We start from the raw sequence: 12320 nt of genomic DNA, 5'->3' as shown, positions 1-12320 counted from the left end.
GATTCTCCCCTATACTAGCGGAAAATCGTGTTTTTTATTTAATCGATTCTTTTTAGTCCTTTTCATGCTAGATCAAATAAATAGGAATACAAAGATCGGGCATATTATTGCACCCAAAACGGCACTCAGACCCATAGATAAAGAACCAACGGACAGATCTTCTTCTCCATAATCCCCTAGTTTAGTGACACCTACTCCGTGGCTGGCACTGCCCATCGAAACACCCCTACCAATCGAAGAGGTAACTTTTGAATACTTAAAAATTGCCGGGCCAAATATTGCACCTGTGAAACCAGCGATCATTACAAATACCGCAGTCAAGGGGGCAATTCCTCCAATTGATTCACTAACTTGCATTGCAACAGGTGTAGTCAACGATTTTGGCAAAGAGGTCAAAATCAGGGCAGTATCCATTTTCATTAACCTCAGCATAGCATAGACACTGATTAGTCCACTTATCATGGCAATCAGAATACCGGAAAGAATTGTATATTTAAATTTCACAATTAATTTTCTTTGATTATATAAAGGATAAGCAAGAGCCACGACGGCTGGACCCAATAGATGCTGGATATATTTGCCGCCCTCCATATAATCCGAAAATGGAATTTGGAGAACCAATAAAGCGGCTATGATGACGATTGTCGTCGTTAAAATCGGCAACAGCAATGGATTTGGAAATTTCTTATGAATCTTGTACATAATCGCAAATATAACGATAGTGCTAGCGATGAAGATGATTGCTTTCAAGTGCCCCATCCTCCTTCGATCTTTCATTTTGTTGCTGGCTATTTTTGTCCATTGAAACGGAATCGGGTTGATTGCCCACTTCCGAACGTGCTTCTTCTTGAAATTCGTTTTGTACCAATTCTTGTTCTCTTCTTATAGCATTCTCAAATTCTTTCTTCTCGATTAGCTCTAATTCTTTTTTCTCAATGATTTCACTAAACTTGCCCGAGATCAAGATGGCAAATAACGTACTGACGAATACCGTCCCAAGAAGGAGAAAGCCTTCAACCGATAATAATTGAGGATAATCAATGATTCCAACAATCGGAGGTATAAAAAATAGCGTCATAAACGCAATTAAAAAGCCGGCACCTTCCCGAATATATTCTACTTTCACCCATTTCATTTGCAAACAGAAAGCCAGGAGCACTAACCCTATAATACTTGCCGGTAGAGGCAGTCCGGTCATCTCAACAATAAAAACCCCGGAATAGTAGAAAACATAAAGTATTAGAATTTGAGCGATGGTTCTTATGATTCTCATCAATAGGCAATAGTTAAGCGCGATTGCTTGTATTGCCATTCACCCCCCTTAATAAACGATATTTTACTCTTCAAGTTTAACAATGTCTATAACTCTTCGAAATAAAACCTTGTATATTAAGAGAAAATTCCAAATAAAAATGAGACAAAGAAATATTTCTCCATCTCATCTCCCTTTATTCTTCCTCATTGATAACAACTTTTCGTCCTAATAGTTTCAAAATAAGCGGCACGACAATCCAAGCAACTGCAATGATTAAAAATAGCAGAGATAAAGGACTTGTCACGAATATATCCCAATCCCCATTTGAAATAGTCAATGCACGGCGCATGTTATTTTCAATCATCGGCCCTAAAACTAACGCTAAAACTAATGGCGCCACCGGATAATCGTTCTTGGTAAATAAATAGCCAAATACCCCACAGGCAATCAGCAAATATAAATCAAAAGTCGAATACTGGACAGCATAAACACCGAAGAATGAAATTGCGATGATAATAGGCAATAAATATTTTTTAGGCGTTTGAATGATCTTTGCAAATACCTTTACTAAAGGCATATTCAATATTAACAATACTAAATTTCCGATGAACATACTTGCAATTAGACCCCAGGCAATATCCGGGTGATCATTGAACAATAATGGACCCGGCTGAACATTGTACATAATCAGCGCACCCATCAAGATCGCGGTTGTACCTGAACCAGGAATACCTAAAGTCAGCAACGGTATCATCGCCCCGCCTGAAGCAGCATTATTGGCAGATTCAGGACCAGCCACACCAGCAATATTCCCTTTACCGAATGATTCCGGTTTTTTGCTGACTTTTTTCTCCGTGATATAAGAAAAAAAGGATGCAAGTGTTGCTCCTGCTCCCGGAAGCACTCCTATAAAAAATCCCAACAACGATCCACGCGCTATCGGTTTTGCACTATCTTTCAAATCTTGCTTCGTCGGTAGAATTCGATTGATTTTTGCAATCGGTTGTTCATCCACCTCACGTTCCAAGATTGTTTTGAACACTTCCCCAATTGCAAACAAGCCTACAGCAATTGTTAAAAACTCGATGCCGCCATATAAAACAGGAATGTCATAAGTGAATCTCGCTATTCCCGATACTGCATCTATCCCTATAGTTCCAAGCATTAATCCGAGAACCGTCATAATCAACGCTTTTGTTACGGATTTGCCTGCCAACCCACTCACTGCACACAATCCTAAAAGCATCAATGAAAAATATTCTGCAGGTCCAAACTCCAAAGCAAGATTTGATAAGGGTTTGGCTAGCAAAACTAGCCCAATTAGAGAAATTATCCCCGCGACAAATGAGCCGATAGCTGAAATAGATAATGCCGCCCCCGCTCTCCCTTGCTGCGCCATCTGATATCCATCCAAGGCTGTCACTACGGAAGAAGATTCACCCGGGGTATTTAATAAAATGGATGTTGTTGATCCCCCATACATGGCTCCGTAATATACCCCGGCAAGAAGAATAATCGAACTAGCTGCTGCTGCTTCGGTTGGCATTCCCGATGTTATTGTTGCAGTTACGGGAATTAGCAATGCCACCCCACTCATTGGGCCGATGCCCGGCAGAACTCCAACTGCAGTACCAATAATTACTCCAACAAGAGCAAATAATATGTTATGCCACTGTAATGCCGTAGCAAAACCATCCATTAAGAATTGAACTGTGTCCATTTAGATCCCCCAATTTTAAAATAAAGAAAATTTCGGTAACGTGCCTCCGAGTAAATTTACATACATCAAGTACACCCCAATCGAGAAAACTGCCGCTATAATAATTGAGGATATTATTTTTCCTTTCTCCATTACTTGGAAAGCTACTAATAAGAATAGAAATGTCGATAATACGAATCCTATAATTTCCAGCAGGGTAATATAAAGGATTGCCGAAATTAAAATTATTCCGAGATTTTTATATTTCATTTGTGGTTTTTCATTTTTTTGACTTTCTGTATTTTTTTTAAAAGTCTCATATATTAACCTTAAACTTAAAAGACCCAATATTATTCCCAAGATCAACGGGTATGTTTTCGGTCCGACCGCGGATCCGTATGCGCTGCCGGAGATTTGCAAACTCCCTGTGATAAACAAGATACTAATAACCAAAAATACAACTCCGCTTATTTTGTCGAATGATTTTACCAATTCCCGCACCTCCAATCATTTAAAAAAGTGCTGTCCTATAAGACGACTCTTATTGGACAGCTTCCCTTTATTTATGCATATCTAATGCTTCGAGCAACTCACTTACAACTGTCTCTTGTTCTTCCAAAAACTTAGTAAACTCTTCTGCATTTTTATACTCGTTTTGCCAACCGTTTCTTTCTAATTCCGTAATCCATTCTTCACTAGCAGCCATTTCATTTAACTTTTCGGACCAATATTTCACAACCTCTTCAGACATATTCTTTGGTCCGAATAGCCCTCTCCAGATTGTAAACTCAGCATCAATCCCTAATTCCTGGAACGTCGGAACGTCTTCTAGTTCACCTGATAACCTTTCAGTTGAACTAACCGCTAATACTTTTACATCCCCAGATTTCACATATTCACCGATTGCGGATGCATCAGTCGCGATGGCATCAGCATTCCCGCCCAATAATGCAGCTATCGCTTCACCACCGCCATCATATGAAACATATTTCACGATTTTAGGATCGATTCCATATCCGTAAGCAGGCAAGATCCCTACAAGATGATCCATAGATCCAGGTGCCGAACCACCCGCCATAGTAATGGATGTCGGGTCGGCTTTAATCGCATCTAATAAATCAGTTAATGAATTAAACTCCGAATCCGCTTTTACAACAATCGCCCCATAGTCCCTTGTTAATTGCGCAAGTGGTGTTGTATCTTTATAACCGTACGGACTATTGCCTTCTGCCTTTAAATTATTAATGATAATAGGCGGTGATTTAGCCATTAGCATATAATCATTTTCCGTTTCTTTCGTGGCATACTCCGCCATAAACACAGCTCCTCCGCCACCCGCTCTATTTTCGACTGTAATTGGCTTTTCGACCAAACCAGTTTCCGACATCACTTTGGCGATTGCCCTGGCTGTTAAATCCCAGCCACCACCAGCTCCAGATGGCGCTACAATCGTAATATTGCTTTCTGGATAGCCAGAAGCACCTTCAGCCTCTGTGGTTCCACCTGTATCCCCTTGGCATGCTGCAAGCAGCGTTGCCATAAATATTGCCAAGCAAAGTAATACTACCCTCTTCATTATTCATTTCCCCCTTTTTATACACTCACTTTTAGAATACAAATGTATATGAATAACTTAATGAAAGCGCATACTTTTTACAATAAAACGATTATAAGTTGATATTTTTTCCATAAAAGCGATTTTGCTCATATTGTTCACGGTATGGAGACTGGGAGTACGTTCGACTTCTCCTTTGTTAATTATTGATCCAAAATAAAAAGTAACTCAAAAACCAGATTTAAAACGGTTTCTGAGTTACCAATTCTACTTTTTGCTATATTCCTTTTCTGGTATATACCTTCTTTCAGGCCTGCCAACCGTCCCATAAATTAAATCAGTATACACTTTATTTTCTGAAACTAAATATTCCAGATAACGACGCGCGGTTGAACGGCTCAACCCCAGATTCTTCCCGAGCTTTTCAGCTGTTATACCTTCAGGATATCTTTGTAAATAATCAAATACTTTCCCATTTGTAATTACATCGATTCCTTTTGGTGTAATTTCATTTATTTGCAACGGTTTGGATACGTTCCACAATTCTTTAATTTCCTGTTCCTCAAGAGTTGAATTTTTTTCTAGAAGCCTTCTTTTGGCACGATAGGTTTCCATACACTCTTGAAATTTTTCGAATGTAACCGGCTTTAATAAGTAATCCACAACCCCGCCGCGTATTGCTTTTTTTAGAATATCTGTTTCAGAGGCGGCAGTAATAAATATAATGTCGGTTTCCGGGCTATTGCCTTTTATATAGTCTAAAATTTCCGTTCCCAATAAATCAGGAAAGTATACATCCAACAATACCAAGTCCGGTTTTATAGTTTCTATCCATTCAAATGCTTCTTCGCCACTATGGGCTACCCCTATACATTCATATCCTTCAATTTTACTTAAAAATTTTTGATGAATGGTTGCAATCCTTTTATCGTCTTCAACAATTAACACCTCTATTTTGTCCTTCACGTTCATTTTCCCCCTTGTGTACGACAACAATGAATAGCGCTCCCCCAAGATCGCCATCCTCCATATATATTTCTCCTCCCAATTCACGGAGGTTCACTTTGACTTTCATTAGACCAAAGCCATGTTGACCATTATGTGCCCCTTTTGTTGAAATCCTTTGTTCAAAAAGTAAATCTTTAACTTTATGATCAATTCCTTTCCCACTATCTTCCACTTCTATCAATAGCTCTTTTCCATTATCCAGTATTAGTATGCGAACAAGTCTTTCTTCTTCCGGCAAATGTTCTACCGCTTCAAATGCATTTGTCACTAAATTCCCCACTATCGAGACAAATAGATGCTTTTGGATGTGTTTGGGCAAAGATTCCAATCTACTATCTTCATCAATAATAAGTTGCACTTTCAACTCTTTGGCTCGATTGAAAAAACCAATTAATATTCCGCTTATGAACGGATCCTGCAACCGATCTGAAATAAAGTGAATCAAATTCCCTTGTGCTTCCCGTTCACTATGGATTAACTCAAGAGCTTCCTCATAGTTTTGCAGATAGATAAGTCCAGATATCGTATATAAGAAATTGTTATATTCATGTGTTTGAGCCCTTAGAGCTTCCGTATATTTTTTCACTTGCGATAGTTCCATTGCCAGTCGATCAATTTCAGATTGCAGGCGAAAACTTGAGACAACACCTACTACCCTGTCCCCATTTAATATAGGGATTCGATTCACCAATACTTTATTGCCATTTATCTCCATATGGCGGTCGAGATGTTTTTCTCCCGTTGATAGGATTTGGTCCATTTGGGTATTCGGTAAAACGTTGCGAATATGTTTTCCTACAAGCTGAATATTTTCCCCATTTGATAACATCTTGTATGCGGCCGAGTTCAAGACAGTAATTAATCCCTCCTCATTGACCATAATAATTCCCTCGCGAACTGATTCAATTAGCGCGTTTTGTCTTTTCAAAAGTTCCGCTATCTCGGTCGGCTCATAATCTAGTAAATCTTTTTTTATCCTCGTTGATAAAAGAGAAGCAAATGTCAAACCCACGATAATAAAAAGCGCAATTATCCAAACGATATTATCTATATATTTAGAGAAAATATCGCTCATGTCTTTTTTTAAATACCCTACCGATACCACACCAATTATTTGACCTTCATCGCCAAATACAGGCGTCTTTCCCCTTACGGCCGGCCCAAGGGTCCCCGTCGCTTCCGATATGTATGATAACCCATTCTCAAATACTCCTTCATTATCGTTTCCTACCATTTTCTCTCCAATCCGACTTTCCACTGGATGTGAATAACGTATGCCATTTCGATTACCGATTACGACATATTCAGCACCTGTTTCCTCTCGAATTTCCTCAGCGATGGGCTGTAATATATCAGAAGGATTTTTCGAGTAGAAACCCTCTATTACATCATCCCGAATGGCGGTAGTCTTCGCTATTTGAAGTGCCTTTGCTCCTATCTCTTCTTTGATAGCATTGGATAATGTGAGATAAAAAGAAATTCCAATCGCTACTGAGATTAAAAAAATAATTATAATATTATATAAAAATATTTTTGACTGCATGGAATGTAACTTCATTTATTCCCCCGAATGTAAATGTAAATACTAGTAACACTATTATAAAGAATTTTCCAAATATTTTATAGCTTTGAAAATTAATTTTTAAAAGAACAAAGATATAAATCAGCTTACTAACTTTTAAAAAGCATTTTGACTGGCAACTACTGACATGATTATTCCGTGCATGTAAAGATAAAGTCCTACAGCCAAATTTAGCAGTTTCCCTTCCTAATAAAAAAAACGCATTGTGCTACAAAAATTGTAGCATAATGCGTTTAGACTCAATGATTATTTTGAAATAATATGAATTGGGTTGCCAAGTAATACTTCAGCAGTTTCCATCGTAATTTCACCTAATGTTGGGTGAGGGTGAATTGTAAGCGCAACGTCTTCAGCAGTCATACCGCCTTCGATTGCTAAGCAAAGCTCGGAAATCATATCGGAAGCACCAGCACCAATGATTTGAGCACCTACAAGTAAACCGTCTTCTTTACGTGCAACTAATTTAACGAAACCTTCAGTTTGGTTTAATGCTAATGCACGACCGTTAGCTGCAAATGGGAATTTTGCAACGTTCACTTCTAAGCCTTCAGCTTTTGCTGATTCTTCACTATAGCCGACAGTAGCCATTTCTGGATCTGTGAAGCATACAGCTGGGATTGCTAAGTAGTCAACAACTGATTTTTCACCAGCGATTGCTTCTGCAGCAACTTTACCTTCGTAAGAAGCTTTGTGAGCAAGTTGTGGACCATCAACGATATCACCAATTGCATAAATGTTAGGAATGTTTGTGCGGCATTGTTTATCAACTTTGATTAAACCACGTTCAGCAAATTCGATACCGATTTGCTCTAAGCCGATTTCATCCGTATTTGGACGGCGACCTACAGTTACTAATACGTAATCAGCTTCAACTTTTTTCTCTTCCCCGCCAACTTCATAAGTAACGATTACACCGTTTTCGTTTTCTTCTACACCTTTTGCAGATGCATTCACTTCAATCGTAACGCCTTTTTTCTTAAGACCTTTTTTCACGATTGCCGTCATTTGTTTTTCGAAGCCAGCCAAGATATCTTTTCCGCCTTCAACGATTGTTACTTCAGTTCCGAAGTTTGCAAAAGCAGATCCTAATTCCGTACCAATATAGCCTCCACCGATTACTACTAATTTTTTTGGTAATTCTTTTAAGTTAAGAGCACCTGTAGAATTTAGTACACGGTCTGTATATTTGAAAGTTGGAATTTCAACAGGACGAGAACCAGTTGCTAAAATTGCATTTTTGAATGTATATGTTTGAGCGGAATCTCCATTGATGATACGCACTGTATTTGCATCACTGAAGTATGCTTCCCCTTTAACGATTTCTACTTTATTGCCTTTTAAAAGACCTTCAACACCGCCAGTTAATTTATTAACTACACTGTTTTTGAAGTTCTGAACTTTTTCAAAATCAAGTTTCACTTCAGAAGCGAATACACCCATATCTTCCGAGTGTTGTGCTTGTTCAAAACGGTGACCAACTGAAATTAACGCTTTTGAAGGAATACATCCTACGTTAAGGCAAACGCCACCTACTACATCTTTTTCTACGATTGTAACTTTTTGACCAGTTTGAGCCGCGCGAATTGCCGCAACATAACCACCAGGTCCAGCCCCTACTACTAAAGTGTCAATTTCGATTGCGAAATCTCCTACTACCATTGTTTTACGCCTCCATTAATAAAAGTTCCGGGTCACTTAACAAACGTTTTAAATGATTTAAAGCATTTTGTGCTGTGGCTCCGTCGATCATTCGATGATCAAAGCTCAAAGATAATGCTAACACAGGTGCACCTACAATTTCACCATTTTTTATCACTGGTTTCTCAGAAATTCTTCCAATGCCTAAAATTGCTACTTCAGGATGATTAATTACTGGTGTAAACCATTGACCTCCAGCAGACCCGATATTCGTGATCGAACATGAACCGCCTTTCATTTCGTTAGGTGAAAGTTTACCTTCACGAGCTTTTGTCGCCAATTCATTAATTTCGGCAGAAATATTAAATATTGATTTGCGATCAGCATGTTTTACAACAGGTACTAGTAAGCCTTTTTCAGTATCTGCTGCAATCCCGATATTGAAGTAATGCTTCTGGATAATTTCATTCGTTGCATCATCAAACGAACGGTTGAATTCTGGATATTCACGCAATGTAGAAACCAAAGCCTTTACTACATAAGGTAAATATGTTAACTTGATTCCTTTTTCCGAAGCGATATCTTTGAATTTTTTGCGGTGTGCCACTAATGCTGATACATCCACTTCGTCCATTAATGTAACATGTGGCGCAGTTTGCTTAGAGTGAACCATTGCTTTGGCGATCGCCTTACGGATTGGAGAAATTTTCTCGCGAGTTTCAGGGAATTCGCCTTCAAGATTCACTTGTGCTGTTGGCTTGACTGTTTCTTCAGTTGTTGCATTCTCAACAATAGTGCTTTCAGCTGCTGCTGTTTCATTTTTAGGAGATGTTGTTTCCCCATTCAAGTAGCTTTCAATATCCTCTTTCAGGATACGCCCATTCTTGCCTGAACCACTTACAAGCTGAATATTGACATCTTTTGATCTCGCATATTTACGAACAGATGGCATAGCAATAATGCGTTGTGAATTACTTGTAGATTCTCCTGAGATGTCAACTGCCGGATCTTCCTTAGAATCCCCTTCTACTGGTGCCTTTTCAACAGCGCTTCCGTCTTCGGCAGTAGCTTGAACTTGTTCACTCGTCGTAGAAGTTGACTCTTCTTTATGATGATCATCGCCTTTGAACTGTAAATTTTCGTAGCCAGGTGCATCAATTCGAATGATGACATCCCCTACAACCGCTACAGAACCTTCTTCAACAAGTATTTCTTGGATAGTTCCTTCTACTGGTGAAGGCATTTCTACGACAGCTTTATCATTTTGAATCTCACATAGTACATCATCTTCTTGAATTTTATCGCCCGCTTTAACGAACCATTTTACAATTTCACCTTCATGTATACCTTCTCCAATATCAGGCATGCGGAATTCAAACGCCATATTTTTCACCCTTTCGTGTTACAAATCATTAGAATGTTAAAACTTTTTTCGCAGTTTCTAATATATCTTTATAGTTTGGCAACCAAATATTTTCAGCTTGCGGGAATGGATAGATTGTATCCGGCGCTGCTACTCGCAGAACTGGCGCCTCCAAGCTTAGAATTGCACGTTCCGTTATTTCTGCTACAACGTTTGCTGCAATACCAGCTTGTTTTTGAGCTTCTTGCACTACGATCGCGCGGTTGGTTTTTTCGACGGATGCAATAATTGTTTCGATGTCCAATGGTTGAACCGTACGTAAATCCACCACTTCCACTGAGTATCCTTCTTTTTCAAGCTCCTGTGCTGCTTTTAAGCTTTCGTGGACCATCAAACCATAAGCAAAGATTGATAAATCCTTTCCTTCTCGTTTAACATCCGCTTTACCAAGGGGGATTGTATATGACTCCTCAGGTACTTCTTCTTTTACAGAACGATATAATTTCAAGTGCTCCAAGAAAATAACCGGATCGTTGTCTCGGATTGATGAAATTAACAATCCTTTTGCGTCATAAGGTGTAGAAGGAATGACTACTTTCAAGCCTGGTTGTTGAGCCATTAGCCCTTCAAGGCTGTCAGAGTGCATTTCAGGTGTATGGACGCCTCCGCCGAATGGTGAGCGAATCGTCACTGGCATATTGAAAGTATTACCCGTACGGTAGCGGTAACGAGCCAGCTGGCCACTGATTGAGTCCATTACTTCGTAGACGAATCCGAAGAATTGAATTTCTGGAACTGAACGGTAACCAGTCAGAGATAAACCTACTGCCAATCCACCGATTCCAGACTCGGCAAGTGGTGTATCAAATACTCGATCTACACCGAATTCTTTTTGAAGACCTTCTGTAGCACGGAAAACCCCACCGTTTACACCTACATCTTCACCGAACACTAGAACATTTTCATCATCTCTTAGTTCACATCGGAGTGCATCCGTAATCGCTTGAATCATTGTCATTTGTGCCATAGGTTATTTCGACTCCTTTGCTTCAAAAACTTCATATTGTTCTTGTAAATTAAATGGTTTTTCTTCATACATATTTGAAATTAAGTCCGTAACTTTTTGTTTAGGTGTTTCATCAGCTTTTTTAATCGCTGCTTTAATTTCCTCTTTTGCTCGTTCAATCACTTCTGTTTCTTTTTGTTCATTCCATAATCCTTTACCTTCCAGATAAATACGGAAACGAACGATTGGGTCTTTTGCTGCCCATTCATTATCGATATCGGAAGTACGGTAACGTGTTGGGTCATCGCCCGACATTGTGTGTGGACCATATCGGTAACACATAGTTTCGATTAATGATGGACCCTCGCCTCTAACGGCACGATCGCGTGCATCCTTCGTTGCTACGTAAACAGCAAGTGGATCCATGCCATCAACTAGCACACTCGGGATACCTGCAGCAATCCCTTTTTGTGCGATTGTTTTTGCAGCTGTTTGCACTTCACGTGGTGTTGAAATAGCAAATTGGTTATTTTGTACGATGAATATTGCCGGAGCCTTGAATGCGCCTGCAAAGTTGATTCCTTCATAGAAATCGCCTTGGGATGAACCGCCGTCGCCTGTATAAGTAATGGCTACATCTGCTGTACCGCGTTTTTTAATGCCAAGTGCAACCCCAGCAGCTTGAACGAATTGCGCACCGATAATGATTTGTGGCGGAAGAACGTTTACTCCTTCGGGAACTTGATTGCCTACAAAATGTCCTCTGCTAAATAGGAAAGCTTTCCAAAGTGGTAGACCATGGTAAACAATTTGCGGGACGTCACGGTAACCTGGCAGAATCCAGTCATTCTTCTCCAATGCAAAGTGAGAAGCTAATTGAGATGCCTCCTGACCAGCAGTTGGGGCATAGAAACCAAGTCTTCCCTGACGATTCAGCGAAATAGAACGCTGATCAAGAATTCTCGTATATACCATACGCGACATTAGTTCAATCAACTCTTCGTCGGATAAATTCGGAATCGCTTCCTCGTTGACAACTTTTCCTTCCTCATTCAGAATTTGGAACATTTCAAAATTATTTTCTATTGACGCTAAAGTTGCAGCTGGATCAAATTGTTTTAAATTTTTTTCTCCCATATAGCACCTCTCCTTATAATCTGTATTAAAATTAATTTCAAATATATTAGTACAATAACTTATTAACTTGAGTATAT

Annotated in this window: 11 protein-coding genes; all 11 read right to left on the bottom strand. The window is 39.3% G+C overall.

Translation table 11 applies throughout. The annotated features are described in order from the left end of the window. Positions 1-72 precede the first annotated feature (72 nt). A complete protein-coding gene (locus CD33_RS16425; RefSeq protein ID WP_036202612.1) occupies positions 73-759 on the bottom strand; it encodes an LrgB family protein in 687 nt (228 codons plus the stop codon). Continuing rightward, a complete protein-coding gene (locus tag CD33_RS16420; RefSeq protein ID WP_235863131.1) occupies positions 725-1312 on the bottom strand; it encodes a CidA/LrgA family protein in 588 nt (195 codons plus the stop codon). The genes CD33_RS16425 and CD33_RS16420 overlap by 35 nt, the downstream gene beginning before the upstream one ends. 136 nt (positions 1313-1448) lie before the next feature. Then, positions 1449-2975 carry a tripartite tricarboxylate transporter permease gene (locus CD33_RS16415; RefSeq protein WP_036202609.1) on the bottom strand — a complete coding sequence of 509 codons (1527 nt, stop codon included), beginning with the start codon at positions 2973-2975 and terminating at the stop codon, positions 1449-1451. A 15-nt stretch (positions 2976-2990) separates the two neighbouring features. Beyond that, on the bottom strand, positions 2991-3446 hold the full coding sequence (locus CD33_RS16410; RefSeq protein ID WP_036202606.1) for a tripartite tricarboxylate transporter TctB family protein: 456 nt from the start codon (positions 3444-3446) through the stop codon (positions 2991-2993). 67 nt (positions 3447-3513) lie between these two features. After that, positions 3514-4530, bottom strand: a complete 1017-nt coding sequence (locus CD33_RS16405) for a tripartite tricarboxylate transporter substrate binding protein (RefSeq protein WP_036202602.1) — start codon at positions 4528-4530, stop codon at positions 3514-3516. Between the two features lie 246 nt (positions 4531-4776). Then, positions 4777-5475 carry a response regulator transcription factor gene (locus tag CD33_RS16400; protein ID WP_036202600.1) on the bottom strand — a complete coding sequence of 233 codons (699 nt, stop codon included), beginning with the start codon at positions 5473-5475 and terminating at the stop codon, positions 4777-4779. Further along, on the bottom strand, positions 5444-7075 hold the full coding sequence (locus CD33_RS16395) for an ATP-binding protein (RefSeq protein ID WP_052130317.1): 1632 nt from the start codon (positions 7073-7075) through the stop codon (positions 5444-5446). The genes CD33_RS16400 and CD33_RS16395 overlap by 32 nt, the downstream gene beginning before the upstream one ends. A 270-nt stretch (positions 7076-7345) precedes the next feature. Then, entirely contained in the window at positions 7346-8758 is a 1413-nt protein-coding gene (gene lpdA / locus CD33_RS16390) for a dihydrolipoyl dehydrogenase (protein ID WP_036202597.1), read from the bottom strand. A 4-nt stretch (positions 8759-8762) separates the two neighbouring features. Further along, a complete protein-coding gene (locus tag CD33_RS16385) occupies positions 8763-10121 on the bottom strand; it encodes a dihydrolipoamide acetyltransferase family protein (protein ID WP_036202594.1) in 1359 nt (452 codons plus the stop codon). 28 nt (positions 10122-10149) lie between these two features. After that, complete coding sequence (locus tag CD33_RS16380) at positions 10150-11127, bottom strand: alpha-ketoacid dehydrogenase subunit beta (protein ID WP_036202592.1); 978 nt, start codon at positions 11125-11127, stop codon at positions 10150-10152. A 3-nt stretch (positions 11128-11130) separates the two neighbouring features. Next, the gene (pdhA, locus tag CD33_RS16375) at positions 11131-12243 is read right to left on the bottom strand and encodes a pyruvate dehydrogenase (acetyl-transferring) E1 component subunit alpha (protein WP_036202589.1); all 1113 of its coding nucleotides are present in this window, start codon (positions 12241-12243) and stop codon (positions 11131-11133) included. Positions 12244-12320 lie beyond the last annotated feature (77 nt).

The organism is Ureibacillus sinduriensis BLB-1 = JCM 15800 (assembly GCF_000772955.1).
Lineage (GTDB): Bacteria > Bacillota > Bacilli > Bacillales_A > Planococcaceae > Ureibacillus > Ureibacillus sinduriensis.
This window is presented reverse-complemented; position numbering and strand designations above follow the sequence as displayed.

Bases quoted from the DNA above. Each gene is read 5' to 3' on its own strand.
- CD33_RS16425 (WP_036202612.1), bottom strand. From the start codon at position 759: ATGGGGCACTTGAAAGCAATCATCTTCATCGCTAGCACTATCGTTATA.
- CD33_RS16420 (WP_235863131.1), bottom strand. From the start codon at position 1,312: ATGGCAATACAAGCAATCGCGCTTAACTATTGCCTATTGATGAGAATC.
- CD33_RS16415 (WP_036202609.1), bottom strand. From the start codon at position 2,975: ATGGACACAGTTCAATTCTTAATGGATGGTTTTGCTACGGCATTACAG.
- CD33_RS16405 (WP_036202602.1), bottom strand. From the start codon at position 4,530: ATGAAGAGGGTAGTATTACTTTGCTTGGCAATATTTATGGCAACGCTG.
- CD33_RS16395 (WP_052130317.1), bottom strand. From the start codon at position 7,075: ATGAAGTTACATTCCATGCAGTCAAAAATATTTTTATATAATATTATA.
- lpdA (WP_036202597.1), bottom strand. From the start codon at position 8,758: ATGGTAGTAGGAGATTTCGCAATCGAAATTGACACTTTAGTAGTAGGG.
- CD33_RS16385 (WP_036202594.1), bottom strand. From the start codon at position 10,121: ATGGCGTTTGAATTCCGCATGCCTGATATTGGAGAAGGTATACATGAA.
- CD33_RS16380 (WP_036202592.1), bottom strand. From the start codon at position 11,127: ATGGCACAAATGACAATGATTCAAGCGATTACGGATGCACTCCGATGT.
- pdhA (WP_036202589.1), bottom strand. From the start codon at position 12,243: ATGGGAGAAAAAAATTTAAAACAATTTGATCCAGCTGCAACTTTAGCG.